Below are 20,774 nucleotides of genomic sequence, written 5' to 3'. Positions count from 1 at the left end.
CTCGATTATTCCTGGCAAACGCTGGACGGCAGCCCCATCTGCTCCGATATAATCGGGCGCCATGTGCTCCGCTGCCTACCTGACCCGCCCCGCCGTCTGGATCGCGCTCGTCGCGATCCTGTGGGCGTCGTTGGCGCCGTCGCTGGCGCATGCACTGAGCCTGTCTCCGGCCAGCCACAACGCCCATCGCATCAGCGTCGACTTCTGCACCAGCGAAGGCGCGGGGCAAGCATCCCTGACCCTGGAGGTGCCGGGCGGCAGCAATGACGGCACCCAGGCGGACGATCACGGCGACAGCCATCATTGCCCGCTTTGCCGCAACCCCAACGCTGACGTGGGCATTCTGCCCGCGCCCGTTCCCGTCGTGCCAGCCCCTCTCGGCCGCGCCATCACGTATCCGCCGCTGTTCTTCCTCGCGGCCCATCCTCTTCATGCCTGGAGCGCGGCCCAGCCGCGCGCACCGCCCGCGGTCTGAGCCGGCGCGCCCCGCCGCCTGACGGCGGCCGGTTTGCGTCCACCGCTGTTATCCCGCCGCCACGTTCCGTCCGCGCCTCCCGGCGCGCCCGGATGCGTGCCGTCATTCAGGCTCATGCGTCCCGGCCAGCCCCGCCCGCTTTGCGAGGGCCGCCGAGCGCGCGGGCCGGACCACCGGTTCCAGACATGAAGAAGACCACGACCTACACCCTGCTGCTGGGCGCGCTCGCCAGCGGCTCCGCCCAGGCCCTGACCACGGAACCCGCCGTGCCCACCCTGGCGCCCACCACCGTGCACGGCGCAGCCTCCGAAGAGCCCGCGCCCAACGGCCCCATCGACCTGAACGTGCGCGACAGCACGGGCAGCCGGCTGGGCCTGACCCTGCGTGAAACGCCAGCCAGCGTCACCGTGATCTCGCGCGAACAGATCGAGGCGCGCGGATCCTTGAATACGCAGGAGATCGCCCGCGGCATCCCCGGCGTGGACAACGCCTCGCCCCCAGGCAACGCGGGCGCGGTCAGCTACCGCGGATTCTCCGGCGGCCAGGTCTCGCAACTGTTTAACGGCATTTCCGTGCAGTACGACTCGATCGCGGCGCGGCCGGTGGATAGCTGGATCTACGACCGGGTCGAAGCGATCGGCGGTCCCTCCACCTTCCTGTTCGGCGCGGGCGCGGTCGGCGGCGCCATCAACTACGTCACCAAGCTGCCCGAACGCGACACCTTCTACGACGGCCAGCTGCGCGTGGGTTCGTTCGACAGCCGCCAACTGTCGGTGGGGCTGAACCAGCAACTGGCGGGCGAGCCCGGCGGCCGCGGCCACTATCTGCGCATCGATGCCAACACCGGCTCCAGCCACGGCTGGGTCGACGGCAACCATTCCCGCGCCAGCCAGGTGGCCGCCTCGCTACTGTCCGATCTGGGCGCCGACGTGACCCAGACCTTTGCCTTCGAGTACCAGCGCGAACAGGTGGACCGGCCCTACTGGGGCACGCCGCTGAAAACCGACGCCAACGGCGTGGTGCAAGGCACGGGCCGCATCCTGGATGGCACGCGCTTCAAGAACTACAACGTCAACGATGGCCTGTACGAGCAGTCGGTGCTGTGGGCGCGGTCCCTGACCGAATGGCGCGCCGGCTCCAATCTGACCTTCAAGAACACGCTCTACTACTATCGCGCCGAGCGCGATTACCGCAATCTGGAGAACTACCGCCTGAACGCGGGCAACAGCCTGGTGCTGCGTTCCGGAGCGCTGTTGCAACGGCACGAACAAAGCCTGATAGGCAACCGCGTCGAGGGCCTGTACCGCTCCACCCTGGCCGGCCTGCCCAGCGACTGGTCCTTCGGCGTGGACGTCAGCCAGAACAAGATCACGCGCTATCCGACCAGCCTGCCCGGCCAGGTCGACGCAGTGGATCCCTACGACTTTTCGGCCGGCGATTTCTACGACATCCCCGGCATGAAGCGCGGCCACGTCGCCGACCGCGACAACCGCATCCGCACGCTGGCGCTGACGATGGAGAACCGCACCACGGTGCTGCCGGGCGTGGCCATCGTGTCGGCATTGCGCAAGGACTTCATCGACATGGACCTGACCAATCGCCGCGCCGTCACCGCCGCCTCGCCCGCCAGCGCGCAGCGCAGCTACTCGCCGCTGACCGGACGGCTGGGCGTGAACTGGGAGCTGAGTCCGGAGGCCTCGCTGTACGCGCAGTACGCCACCGCGGCCGATCCTCCCTCGGGCATCCTGGCCACCGCCTCGTTCGCCGACGTGCTGAACAATGACAAGCTCACCACCGGCAGGCAGGCCGAGGTGGGCGGCAAGTTCAACTTCTGGGACGGCCGCGGTTCAGCCACCGTGGCGCTCTATGAGATCAAGCGCAAGAACATGGCGACCTCGGACCCCAACAATCCCGGCGTCAGCGTGCCCGTGGGCGCGCAATCGGCGCGCGGCATCGAGCTTGCCGGCGGCCTGCAGCTGACCTCCCAGCTATCCCTGCAGGGCAATGTCGCCTTCGTCGATCCCAAGTACGACGACTTCTCGCAGTCCGTGGGCGGCGTGGCGGTCTCGCGCAACGGCAACGTGCCCACCAACACTCCGCGCCGCCTGGCCAACGTCTGGCTGGACTATGCCTTCCTGCCCGACTGGACCGCCAGCATGGCCGCGCGCTACGTGGGCCGCATGTACGCGGATGCCGCCAACACCGTTTGGACGCCGTCCTACACCGTGTTCGACGCGGCGCTATCGCACCGGATCAACCGCAACCTCAGCGTGACGGCGCGCGTGCGCAACCTGACCGACAAGGTCTATGCCGCGAACGCGACGCCGACCATGTACTACCTGGGCGCGCCCCGCTCGTTCGAGCTCACCTTGCAGGCCCGCTTCTGAGCGGCGCGCCAGGACAGACCGCCATGAACACGACGCTACCCTCCTCCGCCCGCCATCGCGCCGGGCCGCCGCTGTCGGCGCGCGCCAAGCGCTGGCTGTACCTGATCCATCGCTGGGCGGGCATCGTGCTGTGCCTGTTCTTCGCCATGTGGTTCATCTCCGGCGTGGTGATGATGTACGTGGGCTATCCCAAGCTCACGCCGCAGGAACGCCTGACGCACTTGCCCGCGCTGGATTCCGGGGCGATCAGTGTCACACCCGCGCAGGCGCTGGCGGCGGCGGGAGCCAAGGACGCCGCCGGCATGGCGCTGGCCGCCGCCCGCGGCGGCGCGCCGGTCTACGTGATTCCCGGCGAGGCGCGCCGCGCGCCCAGGATGGTGGACGCCGCCAGCGGCGCTCTGTTGCCCCCGGCCGATGCCGCGACCGCGCTGGCCACGGCCCGTGCCTGGTCGGCAGGCCAGTATGCCGCCCGCTACCTGGGTACCGTGGACGAAGACGCCTACACCCATTCACGCGCGCTCGGCCCCGACCGGCCGCTGCACCGGGTGGACCTGGACGATCCCGCGCATACGCGGCTCTACATCTCGTCCGCCACGGGCATGGTGGTGCTGGACGCCACCCGCGCCGAACGCGTCTGGAACTACGCGGGCGCCTGGATCCACTGGCTGTATCCGTTCCGCGGCAATGCGTTGGACGGTTGGTGGCACGACATCGTGGTGTGGCTGTCGGTCGCAGGCGTGCTGCTGGCCGTGACGGGCACGGTGGTCGGCATCCTGCGCTGGCGCTTTTCGCGGCCCTATGCCAGCGGCAGCCGTTCGCCCTACCGCGAAAACATGATGCGCTGGCACCACCTGAGCGGCCTGCTGTTCGCGGCCATCACCATCACCTGGATCTTCAGCGGACTGATGTCGATGAATCCGTGGAAGCTGTTCAGCAGCGGAGCGCCGCCCTTGGCCCAGGGAGCCTATGCCGGCGCGCCGGGGAACACGCTGGCCACGCTCCGGGAACTGATCGCAGCCCTGCCCGCCGCCCCGCGCGAATTGCGCTGGGCCCGCGCCGACGGCCAGGACGTGGTGCTGGCGCGCAGCGCCGCAGGCGCCCCGCTGGTGCTGTCGGCCGGCAACGCGCAGCCCTACACGTTCGACCCGGCGGCCCTGCGCGCCGCCGCCGCCCGGCTGGTCCCCGGCGCCCGGCTCGCCAGCGCCGAAACGCTGCAGGCCTATGACTTCTATTACTACGCCCGCGACGAGCACGCGATGCTTGGCCATGTCGAGAAGCCGCTACCCGTATGGCGGCTGACCTATGACGATCCGCAGGCGACCTGGGTCTATCTGGACCCGCGCACGGGACAGATCGTGAGCCGGCAGGACAGCGGTTCGCGCACCAGCCGCTGGCTGTTTGCCTTTCTGCATAGCTGGGACTGGACCGGCCTCTTGTCGCGCCGTCCGCTGTGGGACGCCCTCCTGGTGTTCCTGAGCCTGGGCGGCGCGGCGCTCAGCCTGACCGGCGCGGTGATAGGCTGGCGGCGGCTGGGCAAGAAGCTGCGGGCCTGAAGCGCCGGCGCGGATGCACTATGCTCACAGCCTTGCATGACGATCTACCGGAAAGAGGAGCTTCCATGTCCGACGTAACCATCTATCACAACCCCAAGTGCGGCACCTCGCGCAACACCCTGGCCATGATCCGCAACGCCGGCATCGAACCGGAGGTCGTGCTGTACCTGGAAACGCCGCCCTCGCGCGCCACCTTGAAGGCACTCTTCAAGAAGGCCGGCGTCAGCGTGCGCGAGGCCCTGCGCGAGAAAGGCACGCCTTACCTGGAACTGGGCCTGGATGACGCTTCCCTCTCGGACGACGCGCTGCTGGACGCGATCGAGCAGCACCCCATCCTGCTGAACCGCCCCTTTGTCGTTACGCCGCTGGGCGCGCGCCTGTGCCGCCCGTCGGAACTGGTGCTGGACATCCTGCCCGCCCCGCAGCAAGGCGCCTTCGCCAAGGAAGACGGCGAAGCCGTGATCGACGCGCAGGGCAAACGCATCCAGAAGTAAAAGGACGCAGTCCGCGGCCTTTTGTAAGCGGACTGACGGCTGGGATCATTACCATCGCGGCAATCGTTTCATTACGCCGCGATGACAAGTCATGAATTCCCTTGAAAGCCTCAACCAGTCCCTTTTTCTCTCGATCAACGCCGACCCGGCCACTCCGGTTTGGCAGATCCACGCCGCCATGCTGGTGGCGAACCGGCTGATCCTGCTGGTGCCGGTCGTGTTGGCCGCCCTGTGGCTGTGGGGCGGCCGGCCGCAGCGCGAGGTCGCGCTGAAGGCGCTGGCCAGCATCGCCGTGGCGCTGTTCGCAAGCTACCTGTGCGGCGCGCTGTGGCCGCATGCGCGGCCCTTCGTCATCGGCCTGGGACACGCCTTCTTCCCGCACAAGGCGACGTCGTCGTTTCCCAGCAACCACACCATCATCATCGCCACGCTGGCGTTCGCGCTGATCTATGACCGGCGCTGGGCCGGCTGGGGCTGGCTGGCGCTGGCCGCGGCCGTGCTGGTGGGCGCTTCCCGCGTCTACCTGGGCGTGCATTTCCCGCTGGACATCCTGGGCGGACTCCTGCTGGCGCCGGTGGCCGCCGCGCTGACCGCAATGGCGTGGCGCCGCTGCGGCGAACCTCTAACGGGCCTGACGCAGGGGCTGTACCGCAAGGTCCTGGCCCTGCCGATCGCGCGCGGCTGGATCCGCGCCTGAACGAACGCCGCGCTCAGTTGATCGCGACCTTGGCGTCCTTGACCAGCTTGGCGTAGTTCTCGGTATCCGTGCCGATGCGCGCCTTCATCTCGGCTGGCGTATCGCCGATAGGCACAGCGCCGATCTCGGCCATCCGCCGCGAGAAGTCGGGCGAACGGATGATCTTGACCATCTCGGCATTCAGGCGCCCGACCACGTCCGCAGGCGTGGCCGCCGGCGCCAGCACGCCAAACCAGGTCCCCATGTTGAAGGGCTTCAGACCGGCCTCCTCCATGGTCGGCACATCGGGCAACGCGGCCGAACGCTGATTGGTGGTGACAGCCAGCGCGCGCAGCTTGCCACTCTGGATGTGTGCCAGCACCGGCGTCACCGTGTCGAAGGACATGTCGATCTGGCCGCCCAGCAGGTCGGTGGTGAGCGGCCCGCTGCCCTTGTAGGGCACGTGCAGCAACTGCACATGCCCTTCCTTTTCGAACTGCGCGCCAATCAGGTGTTGCCCCGTGCCCATGCCGTTCGAGCCATAGGTCAGCTTGCCCGGCTGGCCTTGCGCCAGTTTCAGCAAGGACTTCACGTCCTGCGCCGGCAGCTTGGGATTGACCACCAGCACGTTGGGCACCAAGGCCACCGTGGTCACCGGCGCGAAATCCTTCTGGAAGTCGTAATGCAGGCTCTTGTAGACGCTGGTCGCAATGGTGTGGTGCACGGCACCCATCAGCAGCGTGTAGCCGTCGGGCGCGGCCTTGGCCACGTAGTCCGCGCCCAGGGTCGAGCCCGCGCCTGGCTTGTTCTCCACCACCACCGGCTGGCCCAGGCTCTTGGCCAGCTCCTGGCCCAGCGCGCGCGCCAGCACGTCGGTGGTGCCGCCGGCCGGAAACGGCACGACCAGGTTCACGGGCCGGGCCGGATAGCCCTGCGCCTGCGCGCCGCCGGCGAAGGACAGGCCCGCCAGGCAGGCCAGCGCCAGGATGCGCGCAGGGTTCGTTCTCTTGTGCATGCTTGTCTCCTCGGTACGAATGGAATTCGCTTGTTCTCGTGGATCCCGCAGCGGGCCTGGGGTCTTGCGCCCCGATCCCGCTTCGGGTTTGCTTCGCCTATGCGGCCTTGGCCCTGTCCGCAGCCGCCAGCTTCGCGCACACGGCCGCCGTGACTTGCTCCGTGGTGGCGGTTCCGCCCAGGTCGCCCGTGTGCAGAGAAGGATCGGCAGTCACGCTTTCGATCGCCTGCATCAGCCGCGCGGCGGCCTGCGTTTCGCCCAGGTGCTCCAGCAGCATGACCACGGACCAGAAGGTGCCGACCGGGTTCGCCAGGCCCTTGCCCATGATGTCGAAAGCCGATCCGTGGATGGGTTCGAACATGGAGGGATAGCGGCGTTCCGGGTCGATGTTGCCGGTGGGCGCGATACCCAGGCTGCCGGCCAGCGCCGCCGCCAGGTCGCTCAGGATGTCGGCGTGCAGGTTGGTGGCGACGATGGTGTCCAGCGAGGCGGGGCGGTTCACCATGCGGGCGGTGGCCGCGTCGACCAGTTCCTTGTCCCAGGTCACGTCCGGGAACTCGCGGCTCACCTCCATGGCGATCTCATCCCACATGACCATGGCGTGGCGCTGCGCATTGGACTTGGTGACTACCGTCAGCAACTTGCGCGGACGGGATTGCGCCAGCTTGAAGGCGAAGCGCAGAATGCGTTCGACGCCCGCGCGGGTCATGATGGACACGTCGGTCGCGGCTTCCAGCGGATGGCCCTGGTGGACCCGGCCGCCCACGCCGGAGTATTCGCCTTCGGAGTTCTCGCGCACGATGACCCAATCCAGCTGTCCCGGCGCGCAGCGCTTGAGCGGCGCGTCGATGCCCGGCAGGATGCGCGTCGGACGCACGTTGGCGTACTGGTCGAAGCCCTGGCAAATCTTCAGCCGCAAGCCCCACAGGGTGATGTGGTCGGGGATGTGCGGATCACCGGCAGAACCAAACAGGATGGCGTCCTTGCCGCGCAGCGCATCCAGGCCGTCGGCCGGCATCATCACGCCGTGCTTGCGGTAGTAGTCGCCGCCCCAGTCGAAATCCTCGAACTCGAAACTCAGGCCGCCGTCCCGGGCCAGTTCCTGCATGATGCGCTGTCCGGCGGGTATTACTTCCTTGCCGATGCCGTCGCCGGGGATGGTTGCGATGCGATAGGTCTTCATGTGCCGACTGGGCTCCTTGCTGGTGAGATGCTGTCGGCACTGTACTGAGGCCCGCGGCCTGCGGGCGCCGTGGAATTCACAACATCTTTTACCTGGAGTTGAAGGTGGCAGACGGAGAAACCGGACGCACATGAAAAAACAGCGCCCGCATGGGGCGCTGTGTCAGGTTGCGGCCATGAACCAGCCGCGGGCGCGCTGCGATCAGCAGCGGCCGATGTTCAGGTCGGAGATCAGGTTGTTGAAGTTCTGGCGCAGGCTGTTGGCGTCGTCTTCGATGGTGGGACGCATCATCTTGAACGCGCCGGTGCGCGCGGCGTCTTCCTTGTAGCGGCCATTGTTGGTGTGTTCCAGGATCTTGCGGCCGGAGGCCAGGAAGCCGTTGACGTTCATCATCATGCCGGAGCAGCCCTTGGCGTCGGCTTCACGCGTCTTCTTGTCGAAGCCCAGCGCCATTTCGTTCATCTTGTCCAGCTCCTGCTTGAACGCGTCCTGGTCGGCGCCCAGGCCCTTGCCCTCAAACACGCCCGAGGCCTTGTCCATCGTGGCCTTGCCGTAATAGACCATGCCGGCGCGGTAGTAGGCGACCGTGTCCTTCTTGGCTTTCTCGAAGGCTTCCTTGGTGTTGGCCGTGTCCTTGATGGAGATGCCGCGGTAGAAGCCGTTCTCCGCCTTCACGACTTCGGTCAGCGCCGCGACATAGGCCGGACTCTTCTCGCGCGCCAGCGCGCCGTTGTCGGACAGGAAGGTCTTGGCTGCGGCATAGTTCTGCAGTTCGTGGCTCAGCGGCGCCAGCTTGCCCAACGCATCCGAGAATTCCTTGGCCGGCCCGTCGATCTCGGCGATGGGCGTCGTCATCGCCAGCGCGCGGTCGAGCTTCTCCTTGGTGCGCTGGATCGTCGAATCATTGCTGATGACAAAATCCTTGAGCGGCTTGCCTTCCTTCAGCGCCGGGACGGCATAGGCCTCGTAGCGTTCCAGCGCCTGCTCGAAAGTCGTGGAAATACTGTTGGCGGTGTCGACGTACTGGTTGTACTTGGTGATCTCGGCCTGGGCGGTGGCCGCCTCGGGCGCTTTCGCTTCCTTCTTGGCGCTATCGTCGCCGCACGCGGCGAGCGCCAGCGTGACGGCCAGAACTGCGGACATGCGCAAGGGGCGCGGCATAAACATCTTTGTTTCCTGTTGCGGGTTGCTCTGAAGGGGACGCATGATATGCCCATCAGATGCTTAACAAGCTACAAATCTATTCAACCCTGTCACAAGAATTTTCAAGCCATCTCTGCTCGTGATCCAGCAGCCAGCGCTTGCGGTGCAGTCCGCCGCCGTAACCGGTCAGGGCGGCGTCAGCGCCCACGATGCGGTGGCAAGGCACGACGATGCCTATGGGATTCGCCCCATTGGCCGCGCCCACCGCTCGCACGGCTGCGGGACGCGCAATGCGATGCGCCAGCGCGCCATAGCTGATCGACTGGCCGCCCGACACTTCGCGCAACGCCCGCCACACTTCCCGCTGGAAGTCCGTGCCGCCCGTGGCCACATCCAGCGCGTCGATGGCGCGCACGTCGCCGTCGAAGTAATCCAGCAGCGCGCGCCGCGCGGGCGAGGCCTGGGCCGCATCGCGCAGCGCCACGTTCTGATGGCGGTACTGCCTGCGCAGCAACAGATGCATGCGCGCTTCGTAGTCCTCCCAGTCGACCGCCCGCAGGCGCCGCTGCTCGTCGCTCAGGACCAGCATCAGGCCGATGGGCGTGGGTACGCGTTCAAGCAGAAATGTCTGGGTACGGGCTGGCATGGGATGGCCTCCTGCGATGATCGACGCAAACAATATAGGCGGGGGAGCGAGCCATGCGCTGGCGGTTTTCGGACAGGAATGCCGCATCCACAACACTGTCCGAAAACCGCTAGATCCGACGCCCGCCGCGGCGTTAGCATGATTCCATGGACCTGAACCACGACGCCTGCTACAGCGCCATCCAAGTGCGCGACTCCCGTTACGACGGCCGCTTCTTCACGGCAGTGAAGACCACGCGCATCTATTGCCGCCCGGTCTGCCCCGCGCGCACGCCATTGTCGAAGAACGTCACGTTCTACGCCACCGCGGCGGCGGCGCAGGAAGCCGGCTATCACCCCTGCCTGCGCTGCCGACCCGAGACCGCGCCGGAAGTCGGACCCGGGCATGAACTGCCCGACAGCGTGGCGCGCGCGCTGCAACTGATCGAACTGGGCGCGCTGGACGAGGACGGGGTGGACGCGCTGGCGCAGCGCCTGGGCGTGGGCGAACGCCAGTTGCGGCGCCAGTTCCGCCAGCACCTGGGCGCCTCGCCCGTGGCCGTGGCCCAGACGCGGCGCGTGCTGCTGGCCAAGCAGCTGATCCACGAAACCCGGCTGCCGATGGCGGAGATCGCTTTCGCGTCGGGCTTTGGCAGCATCCGCCGCTTCAACGAGATCTTCCATGACCTGTTCGCGCGCGCCCCGGGCGAGCTGCGGCGCTCCGGCAAGCCGGAAGTTTCCGCGGCGCAGGAAGGCGAGATCAAGTTGCTGCTGCGCTACCGTCCGCCCTACGACTGGGACGCCATGCTGGCTTTCCTGCGGCTGCGCGCGATTCCCGGCATCGAACACGTCACGGACGACAGCTATGCGCGCACTGTCCTGCTGGACGGCTGCCAGGGCACGGTGACGGTGCGCCCGGGCCGCGGCGATGCGCTCGAGGCCACGGTGCGCTTTCCCCGGCTGCAAGCGCTGCCGGCCATCATCGCGCGCCTGCGCCGCGTCTTCGATCTGGCCAGCGATCCGGTCGCCATCGCCGCGCAGTTCGCCAGCGATCCCGTCATGACCGAACTGATCCGCGCGCGGCCCGGCCTGCGCGTGCCTGGCGCCTGGGACGGCTTCGAGCTGGCCATGCGCGCCGTGCTCGGGCAGCAGATCACGGTGGCTGCGGCCATACGCCTGGCCGGCAAGCTGGTGGCCGCGCACGGCGCCGCCATGACCCGTCCCGAAGGCGCGCTGACGCATGTGTTCCCCTTGCCTGAAGCCGTGGCGCCGGCCGAGCTTGCGTCGCTGGGCATGCCGCGCAGCCGCGCGGCCACCTTGTCGGCGGTCGCCGCGGCGGCAGTGGCGGACAAGCATCTGTTCGATGCCGCCGGCGGCCTGGAAGACGCAGTGCGCCGGCTGCGCACGATACGCGGCGTGGGCGAATGGACGGCGCAATACATCGCGCTGCGCCAGTTGCGCGAGCCGGACGCGTTTCCGTCCGCCGACATCGGCCTGATCCGCGGACTCGAAAGACTGGAAGCGCGGACCTATACCCCGGCGCAATTGCTGGCCCGCGCCGAAACCTGGCGGCCTTGGCGCGCATACGCGGCGCAGCACCTGTGGACGGCCTGAGCGCGGCCCGGGTTCACCACTGGTCTTCCGCGCCCTTGCGGAAATACGCCACCAGGAAGTCCACGAACACGCGCACCTTGGCCGACAGGTGGTGCCGTTCCGGAAAGACAGCGTAGATGTCGGCTTGCGGCAAGGCGTAGTCTTCCAGCACCTGCACCAGCCTGCCGCTGCGCAGATAGCGCGCCAGATCCCATTCGGCGCGCTGCAGGATGCCCAGGCCGGCCAGGCCCCAGGTCAGCGTCACTTCCCCGTCATTGCTGCTGAGGTTGCCGCGCACCTTCACGGTCTCGCTGCGGCGTCCCTTGGTGAAACGCCACAGGCCGTACGCGGCTTCATTCTGCCGCAGCACGATGCACTGGTGCCGCGCCAGGTCGTGCGGCGTGGCAGGCACTCCGTGGGCCTTCAGGTAGCCCGGCGACGCGCAGACCAGGCGCCGGTTAGGCGCGATCTTGCGGGCGATGAGGCGGGTGTCGGGCAGGTCGCCGAAGCGCACGGCCACATCGACGGCGTCCTGCACGAAGTCGGCCGGGCTGTCGGTCAGCTGCAATTGCAGCGACACCTCGGGATATTTCCGAGCGAACTCCGCAATCGCGGGCGCGATGTAGCTGCGGCCGAAACCCAGCGGCGCGTTGATCTTGAGCAGGCCGCGCGGACTGTCCTGGCGGCTGGCGATCAACTGGTCCAGGTCTTCGATCTCGCCCAGGATGCGGCGGGCGTTCTCCAGGTAGACCTCGCCTTCCGCGGTCAGGCTCAGGCGTCGCGTGCTGCGATTGACCAGCCGCACGCCCAGCCGCGCCTCGATCTGGGCCAGCCGCTTGCTGACCGCGGCCGGCGTGACGCCCAGCTCGCGGGCGGCGGCGGACATGCCGCCGGCGCGCACCAGTTCGACGACCAGCTGCAACTCGTTGGAATGTCCCATGGCCCCTCCAGGTCCGCAGGGTGCGCGGCACCCTGGCGCGGGGCGGATCAGTCGCGGAAGTTTTCGAACTGCAGCGGCAGGTCGACGTCGGTCTTCTTCAGCAGCGCGATGGCGGTCTGCAGGTCGTCGCGCTTCTTGCCACTGATGCGCAGCTTGTCGCCGTTGATCTGCGATTCCACCTTGAGCTTGGCGTTCTTGATGGCGGCGATGAGCTTCTTGGCCACCGGCTGCTCGATGCCTTGCTTGATGGTGACCTTCTGGCGGGCGCCACCCAGGTTTTCAAGGGGATCGGCCACGTCCAGGCAGCGCACATCGATGCCGCGGGCCGACAGGCGGCCGCGCAGGATGTCCAGCATCTGCTTGAGCTGGAAGGCGCTGGAAGCGACCTGGGTCACGACAAATTCGTCGAGCTCGAACTTGGCGTCGGTGCCCTTGAAATCGAAGCGGGTGGCCAGTTCGCGGTTGGCTTGATCGACAGCGTTGGAGAGTTCGTGTTTGTCGACTTCGGAGACGACGTCAAAAGTAGGCATGACACGGGGTCCTGTTGGGTAAATGTTGAAAAAGGCGAATACCAGCGTAACGCCTATTTTACCGGCCCCACAGCCCGAGTCACGCCATCAGCACCAGCAGGCGGCCGGCCTGCAGGGGATGCGCGATCACCTGCGCGTCGATACCGTAGGCCAGATACAGATTGGCCGGCGTCAGGACCTCTGCCGGCGTCCCCTGGGCGATGCCGCGTCCGCCGCTGAGCAGCAGCAGGCGGTCGCACCAGCGGGCGGCCAGATTCATGTCGTGCAGGATCACCAGTACACCCGTATTGCCGGCATGGGCCAGCTCCCAGGAGCGCCGCAGCAGGTCGCCCTGGTGCTTGGGATCCAGGCTGGCGGTGGGTTCGTCCAGCAAGAGGTAGCGCGGCTCGTCGCGTTCGCGCGCGGCATGGCATTGAACCAGTACGCGGGCGAACTGGACGCGCTGCTGTTCGCCGCCGGACAGCTCGGGATAGCGCCGCCCGGCAAGATGCGCGGCGTCGGCCTCGCCCAGCGTTTGCGTCACCAGCGCGTCCACCACGGATGGCGCCAACTCCGGGAACGGATAGGCGCCCATGGCGACCACCTCGCGCACGCTCAGGTCGAAGGTCAGCCCCGGCTTTTGCGGCAGCACGGCGCGGCGGCGCGCCTGCTGCCGGTGCGGCATGGCGGCAAGCGAGGTTTCGCCCAGACTCAGCTGGCCCGCATCGGCAGGCAATTCCGCTGACAACACGCCCAGCAAGGTGGATTTGCCGGCGCCGTTGGCCCCCAGCAGGCCCACGACTTCTCCCGGACGAATGTCCAGCGATACATCGGTGAGAATGCGCACTGCGCCGCGATTCACCGTCACGTTTTGCGCGGTTAGCGTCATCCTATCCTCCGTCCGCGCGCCAGTAGCCACAGAAAGAACGGCCCGCCCACCAGGCCCGTCACCAGGCCGATAGGCAGCTCCGCCGGCACCACCACGGTACGCGCCAGCCAATCCGCGAGGATCAGCGCCAGGCCGCCGGCCAGGATGGTCGCAGGCAGCAGCCAGCGGTGATTGGCGCCCAGTGTCATGCGCACCAGGTGCGGCACCACCAGGCCGACGAAGACAATGGTGCCCGTGGCGGCGACCAGGGGCCCGACGATGAGCGCGCTGGCCAGCACCAGCCTGGCCCGCACGCGCTTGAGCGTGTAGCCCAGATGCTGGGCCTCGCGCTCGCCCAGCAGCAGCGCGTTCATGACGCGCCACTGGCTCATCAGCCACAGGCTTACCAGCAGCACCCAGGGTCCCAGGAAGGCCAGCACCTTCCAGTTCGCGCCGCCCAGGCTGCCCATGTTCCAGAACGTCAGGTCGCGCAGCTGCGCGTCGGTGGCGACGAAGGTGAACAGGCCGATCAGGCTGAACGCCATGGCCGTGATGGCCACGCCTGCCAGCAACAGGCCCGCCACGCCCGGCACGCGCCGGCCCACCGCGTAGGCGCAAAGCGTGGCCAGCAGGCTGCCGGCGAAGGCGGCAGGCGCGGTGATCCAGAAGCCGCCGGACGTCAGCACGATGGCGGCCACCGCCCCCAGCGCGCCGCCCGCCGAGATGCCGATCAGGCCGGGTTCGGCCAGCGGATTGCGGAACAGCGCCTGCATGGCCGCGCCGGACACCGCCAGGCCCGCGCCCGCCACCAGCGCGAACAGCACGCGCGGCAAGCGGATGTCGATCAGCACATTGCGCCACAGGGCAGTCTCCGGCGTGGGCGCGCCCCACAGCAGGGACGGCAGCTCGCGCAAGGGGATCGCCACCGCGCCGTTGGCGGTGGCGGCCACCACGGCCAGCATCAGGGCCGCTGCCAGCAGGCCCAACGCCAGCGGCGCGCTAACGCGCCATGACATGCGCAACCTCCTGCTTGAGCTGGGTCAGCGCCAGCGGCAGGCGCGGTCCCATGCCCAGGATGAGCAGGTCGTCCATCACGACGACGCGCCGCTTCGCGGCCGCCTGGGTGGATGCGATGCCCGGCATGCGCAGGAAGGCGTCCATGCCGCCGCCGGCGTCCAGCGATGCCTGCGTCACGATGATCAGGTCGGGCGCCAGCGCCCCCATGGCCTCGGCCGACAAGGGCTTGTAGCCATGCTGGTCTTGCAGCACGTTCACCAGCCCCGCCAGGTGCATGACTTCGTTGGCGGCGGTGTCGCGGCCGGCGCCTTGCGGCGAGCCTGTGCGATTGATCAGCAGCAGCGCCCGCGCGCGCGTCGCGGGTACCGCCTCGGCGCGCGCGAGCTCGCGCGTGACGTCTTCCACCATGCGTTCGCCCGCCGGCGCCACGCCCAGCGCATCGGCAATGCTGCGGATGCGCGACTTGAGCGAATCCACCGACGGCGCGTCCGACACGGTGACGACGCGCACGCCGACATCCGCCAGGCGCTTGAGCGCGTCCGGCGGTCCGGCCTGCTCGGAAGCCAGCACCAGATCGGGCTTGAGCGACAAGACGCCTTCCACCGGTACCGAACGGTAGTAGCCGACGCGCGGCAGCTTGGTCGCGGCCTCGGGATAGAGGCTGGAGAGATCGTCTCCCACCAGCTTGTCGCCCTGCCCCAGCTGATACACGATCTCGGTCACGGTGCCGCCCAGGGTCACCACCCGGGCGGGCGGCGCCGCGTACGCGCCGAGCGCGATTGCCCAGCCCGCCGCCATTGCCAACCATTTTTTCATCGCTACGTCCTTATGGGCTCAGGCGGCCAGCGGCACGCTGCACAGGCTGATCATCAGTTCGCGCCATTGCGCCAGCTCCGGCTTGCCGGGCTTGCGCTCGCCGAAGAACTGCGCGATCAGGTCGCCGGTGGCGGAATACAGCTCCAGCGAGGTGACCCAGCCGTCCGTGGTCGGCTTGTTCACCACCCAGGCGGACGCGATGGCGGTCGTGTCCAGGTGCAGGTTGAACTTGGGGTCCAGCACGTTGTACCAGGGGCCGGTGCGGCGCAATTGCTGCACCGGGCCGGTATGGATCTGGATCATGCCGCGGTTGCCCACGAAGCACATGATGGACAGCCCGGACTGCGCCGCGGATTCCAGCATGCGTTCGACGGCATCGGCCGGCACCTGCTGCGCCAGGTCCTCGCCCGCGGCCGCCAGGGCGGCCAGGCGCGACACCTTGAACTTGCGCAGCAGGGGGAAGAATTCGTGCGTGTCCTGCATGCCCAGCCAGGCCTCGCGCCACTGCGCGCCGTCCTCGACCCGGTCGGCGTCGGCGGCGGGCGCATAGGGCTGGGTCTCGGGCCATTGCGCCTCGCCCGCGAACTTGGCGACCAGGGCATCGTAGGCGGAGGCATCGGTGGCGTCGGTGCGGTAGACCTTGTGCACCGCCACCCCCGCGCCGTCGAAGAACTGCAGGCTGTGGCGGCCGTCCTGCTCGACCGCCCAGGCCGACTTCCAGGCCGTGAAGAAAACGCGCAGGTCGATGTCCGGCCCCAGCACCAGGCCTACCGGACCGTCGGCCTGGATGTCCTCATACACGCCGTGACGCTCGTGCACACACCAGTCGTTGCGCGTCAGCGCCATGACCGGGCCCAGCGTGCCCAGTTCGCGGAAGATCTCCTGGGGCGTGCCGTGCAGGGCGGTGGCCTTCAGGCCGCTGCATTCGGCCGCGACCCACTCGGCTTCGGACACTCCCAGCGATTGCGCCAGGTTGCGGGCGCGCAGCTTGGGTTGCGAGGCGGCCAGGGCCTCGTTGCGAGCGCGCAGTTCCTGGGCGCGGGACATGAAATCGGTGTTGCTCATCGTGGGCCCTCCGGCCGTTGCTAAGGTTTGCGTAGACCGCCGCCGTCCCGGCATTGCCCGGACCGGCGGCGGGTCAGGATCAATACTGGTATGTCAGTGAGACGCGCAGGCTGCGTCCCGGTTCCGTGTACCAATCGACCGGCCGCGGAATGGCGATGGCGCCGGCGGTCGGCACGTTGATGGCCTCCCAATACTTCTTGTCGAACAGATTGAAAACGCCTGCCTGCACCTGCAGCCCCTTCACCGCGGCCGGACGCCAATAGCCCATCAGGTCCACCACGCCGTAGCCGGGCGCCTGGAAATCGGGATTGCGCGCCGTGGCCGTGGCCTCGGGATACTCGACCTTGTCGCGCTTCAGGGCGGTAGTCAGCATGGCGTCCACGCCCCACACGTCGCGGCCGTAGCCCAGGCCCAGCACCGCCTTCAGCGGCGCCACCGAGTTCAGGTACTGCCCCGTGCTCTCGTCCTTGCCCACGGCCCACGCCAGCGAGCCCCAGGTGCGCCAGCCTGGCGAAAACTTCCAGTGCGCGCTGGCTTCGGCGCCATAGATGCGCACCTTGGCGCGATTGACGTTGCCGGTCACGCCCAAGGGATACTGTCCGGCCCAGCCCGGCTGCCACTGGGGCGAGGACGCGTTCAGCGGCACGTCGCCATCGATGAAGTTCTGGTAGCGGTTGTCGAACAACGATACCGCGCCGCCCAGGGAATCGGAACCGATCTTGGCGCCCAGCTCCCAGCCCTTGCTGGTTTCGGGCTTCAGATAGGGATTGCCCACGCGCAGGTAGGTGCCGGGGCCGCCGTAGTTGGTGTAGAGCTGGGTCGGGCTGGGCGCCTTGAAACCGTAGGCGTATTGCGCGTAGAGGCTCAGCTCATCCGCGGCCTTCCAGGTGGCCAGCAGCTTGGGCGAGAAACGGCTGCCGCTGTTGGACGGCGGCAGCGCGCCTGCGTTCGGGTTGCTTTCGTAGCTGGCCGTGGACTGCGGCTTCTGTTCGTAGTGGTCGTAGCGCAGCGCCGGCATGATGGTGTAGCGGCCGTCGGCGAAGCTGAATTCGTCCTGCACCCACAGGGCCCATTGATTGCCCTTGGATTGCGGCACATCGGCCTGGTTGGTGTGCAGCATGTCGCACAGGCGCGGGCCCATGGGCGCCGGCGTGCCCGGCCGGATCACCGGGCAATTGTCGTAGCCGCTTGAGTACTGCTCGGTCTTGTTGCCATACCACTCCCCGCCTACGGTCCACAACTGCGACACCGAGGCGCCCGCCAGGCGCTTGGTGACTTCGGCATTGGCGCCGAACATGGTCTGCCGGATGGAGTTGCTGCGGCCGTAAGGCCCGCTGGGATAGCCGTAACGGAACGGATCGCCCGGTATGGCGTAGGCCCGGGAATCGACGCTGCGCACGCCGCTCAGCGAGCTGTCCAGCTGCAGGCGCTGCCAGTAGACGACCGCGGTGGCCGTGTCGATCAGGCTGTCCGCACCGGGCGCCTTGTACGAGTAATCGAGCGACACCCGTTGGCGCTCGGTTTCCTTGCGGGTGCTGTTCTCGCCGTACAGATAGCTGGTGCCCGCGCCCTGCTCGAACATATTGTCGATGTCGGCGTTGCGCTTGAAGTATTCGCCGGTCAGGCCGAAGCGGTGGCCGCCTTCGACGCGCTGCTGCAGCTTCAGCAGGAAGCTGCGCTGGTCGTAGTCTTCCGGGCTGGGTTCGCTGCGCTTGGGTCCGTAGCCGCCCACGTCGCCGCGGTTGTCCAGGGCATGGCCGTTGCGTACGCCCGCCTGCACCAGCCAGAACGTATTGCTGTGGATCTGGCCCGCCAGGGCGGCGTTGGCGCCCCAGCTGCTGTCGGCCGTGTCGTAGTCGGTCTTGGCCAGCGCGCCGAAGGTCTTGCCGTCTGTCAGCAGGTCCGACGGTTGCAGCGTGTACAGGTCGGCAGTGCCGGAAATCGCGCCGGAACCGCCGCCGCTGGCGTCGGCGCCGCGCACGATGTCCAGCCGCGACAGGCTGTTGAAATCTACCGCTTCCAGCCCGCCCTTCAGGCCGCGCGCGCCGTCGTCCAGCCACGGCAGGCGGATGCCGTCCACGCGTGTCAGCACGCGATCCTGATCCAGGCCGCGGATGTTGATGCTGTTGGTCGTGCGGTTGAAGCTCACGCCGGGCTCGGCGCGCTTGCCGAAATCGCTCCAGTTCTTGACCTGCAGTTCGTCCAGGCGCTTGCGGTCGGTGCTGGTTTCCCAGGCCGGCGCGACCGGCGCGCCCTCGCCTTCCACCTGGACGGGCGCCAACTGCGTCACATCCGCGGGCATTGCCTGCAACACGTAGACGCGGGCGCTGCGCTCCTGCACGCCCAGGCCGCTGCCCGCCAGCAAGCGCGCAAAGCCCTCATTCACGGAATAAACCCCATCGAGCCCCGCCGTGCGGCGCTGGCCCACCAGCGCCGCGTCGAACAGCACCGTCACGCCCGCGCTGTCGGCAAAGCGCGGCAACGCCTCGGCCAGCGTGCCCGCGGGAATTCGATAGCCGCGCGCCTGCGTCTGCTGCGCGGATTGCGCCCACGCGGCGCTTGCGGGCAGCAAGGCGGCGGACAGCGCGGACAGCGCCAGGGCGGCCTGCACGGCGGCGGCTAGATGCGTCATGCGGCATTGCAGGCCTCGGGCTGGTCGGGAGCCGCTTGCGCGGCCGGCGGGGAGATAAGCCATGGTCGTCCTTTCGATCCAAAAGGTGTCGGCATTCGTTTGCCTCTACAGACCATGACCCTCGTGAAATCCGAATCGGACAGCTGGCCCTCCACTTTTTTGTAACAGCGCGGGTTCAGGCCTCGGCTGCCGCGCGCAAGGTGATCGTCACCCAGTAAGGCGTGCGATAGCGCACCTGCACCGGCAAGGTCGCGGGCAGTGCCGCCAGGACCGCATCGGTGTCGCGCACCTGGAACGCGCCTGAGATGCGCAAATGCGCCGCCTCGGGATCGCAACGCAGGATGCCGGAACGGTAGCGGCCCAGTTCGGCGGCAAAGGCGTCCAACCGCATGCGGTTGGCGTACAGCACGCCGCGCTGCCAGTCGCTGGCATGCGGGTCCGCGGGGGATGGCGGCGATGCGCCCTCGTCCGTCAGGCTGCTCTGTTGGCCAGCTTCCAGGCTGATCAGGCTGCGCGGATGCGCGGCGCTGCCGACGCGGACCCGCCCTTCCTGCACGCTGACGCGGCACAGGCCGCCTTCCTGGCGCACGCAGAAACGCGAGGACTGCGCCTCGATGTCTCCCTGGCTCGTGCGCACCACGAAGGGCCGCGGCGCAGGCGCCGTGTCGGCCACGGCATGCACCGCGATCTCGCCGGCGCGCAGGCGCACCAGGCGAGCCGTGGAGCTGTACATCACGTCGACGGCGCTGGCTGTGTTCAGCAGCAGCGTGGATCCATCCGCCAGCGCCACTTCGCGCCGCTCGCCCGGCGCGCTGCGGTAGTCCGCGGTCCAGTCGAGCGGATCGGCGCGCCAGGCGGCCCAGCCGACAGGACCGGCCACCACCAGCGCAATCAGTGTCTTGAGCGCGGCGCGGCGGCTTCTGAGCTCGGGCCGGTTCAAGGTCGCCATACCCAGCGCCGCCGGGATCAGGCCGAAGCGTTCGTTCACGCGCTGCGCGCGCTGCCAGGCGTGCTCGTGCTCGGCCTTGCTGGCGCGCCACAGTTCACAGGCCCGCTGGTCGGCGTCGGTGGCGCGGCCCGAACTCAGCCGCAGCAGCCAGCGCGCGGCCTCGCGCGCCACGCTGCGTTCGACGGCGGGCAGTTCGGACGCCGCCTCGGCCTGGGCGCTCAGATCGACGCCATGATGCATTGTTCGAATCCCTTGGCGATGTAACGGTGCACGGTACGCAGCGACACGTTGAGGCGGGCGGCGATTTCGCCATGGCTCAGTCCTTCCAGCTGCGCCATCAGGAAGGCCTGGCGGGCCGGCAGGGACAGGCCAGCCAGCATCTCGTCGATTTCCTGCAGTGTTTCCAGGATGATCAGGCGCTGTTCGGCCGAGGGCGCCAGCGCCTCTGGCATCAGGGCCAGGGCTTCCAGATAGGCCTGCTCCACCGAGCGCCGCCGGTGGTGATTCAGCAGCAGGCGCTTGGCGATGGTGGTGAGATAGGCGCGCGGTTCGCGCAGGGCGTCCAGTTCATGGCGGTGGCGCAGCACCCGCACGAAGGTGTCCTGCGCCAGATCGGCCGCGTCGAAGCTGTTGCCCAGCTTGGCGCGCAGCCAGCCATGCAGCCATCCGTGATGAGCGCGGTACAGCAGTTGGACGTTGTCGCTGGCGGCGACCGCGGGATTCGGCACGGGTGGCTCCCTGAACTTTCAATCACAAATAGAAATCAATCTCATTCTAAATGCAAAACCATGATTCCGGTCAAGTCCGCGCGCCGCGCTTGACGGCGATATGATGG

General features: G+C 68.1%; 19 protein-coding genes. 6 read left to right on the top strand and 13 right to left on the bottom strand.

What is annotated here, in order from left to right:
• Positions 1-61 precede the first annotated feature (61 nt).
• The 5 genes from IB257_RS13915 to IB257_RS13895 all read left to right on the top strand — a co-directional run bounded on the left by IB257_RS13915 (position 62) and on the right by IB257_RS13895 (position 5,606).
• Positions 62-475, top strand: a complete 414-nt coding sequence (locus IB257_RS13915; protein WP_119449222.1) for a DUF2946 domain-containing protein — start codon at positions 62-64, stop codon at positions 473-475.
• A gap of 185 nt (positions 476-660) precedes the next feature.
• Positions 661-2,862 carry a TonB-dependent siderophore receptor gene (locus tag IB257_RS13910; protein ID WP_054451625.1) on the top strand — a complete coding sequence of 734 codons (2,202 nt, stop codon included), beginning with the start codon at positions 661-663 and terminating at the stop codon, positions 2,860-2,862.
• 23 nt (positions 2,863-2,885) lie between these two features.
• The gene (locus IB257_RS13905) at positions 2,886-4,415 is read left to right on the top strand and encodes a PepSY-associated TM helix domain-containing protein (RefSeq protein WP_192492437.1); all 1,530 of its coding nucleotides are present in this window, start codon (positions 2,886-2,888) and stop codon (positions 4,413-4,415) included.
• Between the two features lie 65 nt (positions 4,416-4,480).
• Complete coding sequence (arsC, locus tag IB257_RS13900) at positions 4,481-4,909, top strand: arsenate reductase (glutaredoxin) (protein WP_192492436.1); 429 nt, start codon at positions 4,481-4,483, stop codon at positions 4,907-4,909.
• Positions 4,910-5,000: 91 nt separating this feature from the next.
• Positions 5,001-5,606: a phosphatase PAP2 family protein gene (locus IB257_RS13895; protein ID WP_054451628.1), complete on the top strand. Its 606-nt coding sequence runs from the start codon at positions 5,001-5,003 to the stop codon at positions 5,604-5,606.
• A 13-nt stretch (positions 5,607-5,619) separates the two neighbouring features.
• Here the strand turns inward: IB257_RS13895 and IB257_RS13890 are convergent, their stop codons facing one another.
• From IB257_RS13890 to ogt, 4 genes are all read right to left on the bottom strand, one after another.
• Positions 5,620-6,600 carry a tripartite tricarboxylate transporter substrate binding protein gene (locus tag IB257_RS13890; RefSeq protein WP_119451784.1) on the bottom strand — a complete coding sequence of 327 codons (981 nt, stop codon included), beginning with the start codon at positions 6,598-6,600 and terminating at the stop codon, positions 5,620-5,622.
• A 97-nt stretch (positions 6,601-6,697) separates the two neighbouring features.
• Positions 6,698-7,783: a tartrate dehydrogenase gene (locus tag IB257_RS13885; protein WP_054451630.1), complete on the bottom strand. Its 1,086-nt coding sequence runs from the start codon at positions 7,781-7,783 to the stop codon at positions 6,698-6,700.
• A gap of 201 nt (positions 7,784-7,984) precedes the next feature.
• On the bottom strand, positions 7,985-8,950 hold the full coding sequence (locus tag IB257_RS13880; protein ID WP_054451631.1) for a DUF3829 domain-containing protein: 966 nt from the start codon (positions 8,948-8,950) through the stop codon (positions 7,985-7,987).
• Between the two features lie 73 nt (positions 8,951-9,023).
• Entirely contained in the window at positions 9,024-9,572 is a 549-nt protein-coding gene (ogt, locus tag IB257_RS13875) for a methylated-DNA--[protein]-cysteine S-methyltransferase (RefSeq protein WP_082400780.1), read from the bottom strand.
• Positions 9,573-9,718: 146 nt separating this feature from the next.
• Here ogt and IB257_RS13870 point away from each other — a divergent pair, with 146 nt between their 5' ends.
• The gene (locus tag IB257_RS13870; RefSeq protein WP_054451632.1) at positions 9,719-11,164 is read left to right on the top strand and encodes an AlkA N-terminal domain-containing protein; all 1,446 of its coding nucleotides are present in this window, start codon (positions 9,719-9,721) and stop codon (positions 11,162-11,164) included.
• Between the two features lie 13 nt (positions 11,165-11,177).
• Here the strand turns inward: IB257_RS13870 and IB257_RS13865 are convergent, their stop codons facing one another.
• The 9 genes from IB257_RS13865 to IB257_RS13825 all read right to left on the bottom strand — a co-directional run bounded on the left by IB257_RS13865 (position 11,178) and on the right by IB257_RS13825 (position 20,667).
• Positions 11,178-12,083 carry a LysR family transcriptional regulator gene (locus IB257_RS13865; protein ID WP_054451633.1) on the bottom strand — a complete coding sequence of 302 codons (906 nt, stop codon included), beginning with the start codon at positions 12,081-12,083 and terminating at the stop codon, positions 11,178-11,180.
• A 47-nt stretch (positions 12,084-12,130) separates the two neighbouring features.
• On the bottom strand, positions 12,131-12,613 hold the full coding sequence (locus IB257_RS13860) for a YajQ family cyclic di-GMP-binding protein (RefSeq protein ID WP_054451634.1): 483 nt from the start codon (positions 12,611-12,613) through the stop codon (positions 12,131-12,133).
• A 79-nt stretch (positions 12,614-12,692) separates the two neighbouring features.
• Positions 12,693-13,481 carry a heme ABC transporter ATP-binding protein gene (locus IB257_RS13855; protein ID WP_054451635.1) on the bottom strand — a complete coding sequence of 263 codons (789 nt, stop codon included), beginning with the start codon at positions 13,479-13,481 and terminating at the stop codon, positions 12,693-12,695.
• Positions 13,478-14,422 carry an iron ABC transporter permease gene (locus IB257_RS13850; RefSeq protein ID WP_119451788.1) on the bottom strand — a complete coding sequence of 315 codons (945 nt, stop codon included), beginning with the start codon at positions 14,420-14,422 and terminating at the stop codon, positions 13,478-13,480. The genes IB257_RS13855 and IB257_RS13850 overlap by 4 nt, the downstream gene beginning before the upstream one ends.
• Positions 14,423-14,459: 37 nt before the next feature.
• Positions 14,460-15,293, bottom strand: coding sequence for a hemin ABC transporter substrate-binding protein (locus tag IB257_RS13845; protein ID WP_175164005.1), 834 nt, complete (start codon positions 15,291-15,293; stop codon positions 14,460-14,462).
• 18 nt (positions 15,294-15,311) lie between these two features.
• Entirely contained in the window at positions 15,312-16,358 is a 1,047-nt protein-coding gene (locus IB257_RS13840) for a hemin-degrading factor (RefSeq protein WP_125471911.1), read from the bottom strand.
• 79 nt (positions 16,359-16,437) lie between these two features.
• Positions 16,438-18,990 carry a TonB-dependent receptor gene (locus tag IB257_RS13835; protein ID WP_225588901.1) on the bottom strand — a complete coding sequence of 851 codons (2,553 nt, stop codon included), beginning with the start codon at positions 18,988-18,990 and terminating at the stop codon, positions 16,438-16,440.
• Between the two features lie 175 nt (positions 18,991-19,165).
• Positions 19,166-20,179, bottom strand: a complete 1,014-nt coding sequence (locus IB257_RS13830) for a FecR domain-containing protein (RefSeq protein WP_192353999.1) — start codon at positions 20,177-20,179, stop codon at positions 19,166-19,168.
• Complete coding sequence (locus IB257_RS13825; RefSeq protein ID WP_054451641.1) at positions 20,158-20,667, bottom strand: sigma-70 family RNA polymerase sigma factor; 510 nt, start codon at positions 20,665-20,667, stop codon at positions 20,158-20,160. Before IB257_RS13825 ends, IB257_RS13830 begins: the two co-directional genes overlap by 22 nt.
• Between the last annotated feature and the right edge of the window lie 107 nt (positions 20,668-20,774).

It is taken from the genome of Achromobacter sp. ACM03, assembly GCF_014851665.1.
GTDB classification, from domain to species: Bacteria; Pseudomonadota; Gammaproteobacteria; order Burkholderiales; family Burkholderiaceae_B; genus Achromobacter; species Achromobacter aegrifaciens.
The sequence above is the reverse complement of the archived record's forward strand: the minus strand, read 5'-3'. Positions and strand labels throughout refer to the sequence as shown.

Bases quoted from the DNA above. Each gene is read 5' to 3' on its own strand.
- IB257_RS13915 (WP_119449222.1), top strand. From the start codon at position 62: ATGTGCTCCGCTGCCTACCTGACCCGCCCCGCCGTCTGGATCGCGCTC.
- IB257_RS13910 (WP_054451625.1), top strand. From the start codon at position 661: ATGAAGAAGACCACGACCTACACCCTGCTGCTGGGCGCGCTCGCCAGC.
- IB257_RS13905 (WP_192492437.1), top strand. From the start codon at position 2,886: ATGAACACGACGCTACCCTCCTCCGCCCGCCATCGCGCCGGGCCGCCG.
- arsC (WP_192492436.1), top strand. From the start codon at position 4,481: ATGTCCGACGTAACCATCTATCACAACCCCAAGTGCGGCACCTCGCGC.
- IB257_RS13895 (WP_054451628.1), top strand. From the start codon at position 5,001: ATGAATTCCCTTGAAAGCCTCAACCAGTCCCTTTTTCTCTCGATCAAC.
- IB257_RS13890 (WP_119451784.1), bottom strand. From the start codon at position 6,600: ATGCACAAGAGAACGAACCCTGCGCGCATCCTGGCGCTGGCCTGCCTG.
- IB257_RS13885 (WP_054451630.1), bottom strand. From the start codon at position 7,783: ATGAAGACCTATCGCATCGCAACCATCCCCGGCGACGGCATCGGCAAG.
- IB257_RS13880 (WP_054451631.1), bottom strand. From the start codon at position 8,950: ATGTTTATGCCGCGCCCCTTGCGCATGTCCGCAGTTCTGGCCGTCACG.
- ogt (WP_082400780.1), bottom strand. From the start codon at position 9,572: ATGCCAGCCCGTACCCAGACATTTCTGCTTGAACGCGTACCCACGCCC.
- IB257_RS13870 (WP_054451632.1), top strand. From the start codon at position 9,719: ATGGACCTGAACCACGACGCCTGCTACAGCGCCATCCAAGTGCGCGAC.
- IB257_RS13865 (WP_054451633.1), bottom strand. From the start codon at position 12,083: ATGGGACATTCCAACGAGTTGCAGCTGGTCGTCGAACTGGTGCGCGCC.
- IB257_RS13860 (WP_054451634.1), bottom strand. From the start codon at position 12,613: ATGCCTACTTTTGACGTCGTCTCCGAAGTCGACAAACACGAACTCTCC.
- IB257_RS13855 (WP_054451635.1), bottom strand. From the start codon at position 13,481: ATGACGCTAACCGCGCAAAACGTGACGGTGAATCGCGGCGCAGTGCGC.
- IB257_RS13850 (WP_119451788.1), bottom strand. From the start codon at position 14,422: ATGCTGGCCGTGGTGGCCGCCACCGCCAACGGCGCGGTGGCGATCCCC.
- IB257_RS13845 (WP_175164005.1), bottom strand. From the start codon at position 15,293: ATGAAAAAATGGTTGGCAATGGCGGCGGGCTGGGCAATCGCGCTCGGC.
- IB257_RS13840 (WP_125471911.1), bottom strand. From the start codon at position 16,358: ATGAGCAACACCGATTTCATGTCCCGCGCCCAGGAACTGCGCGCTCGC.
- IB257_RS13835 (WP_225588901.1), bottom strand. From the start codon at position 18,990: ATGACGCATCTAGCCGCCGCCGTGCAGGCCGCCCTGGCGCTGTCCGCG.
- IB257_RS13830 (WP_192353999.1), bottom strand. From the start codon at position 20,179: ATGCATCATGGCGTCGATCTGAGCGCCCAGGCCGAGGCGGCGTCCGAA.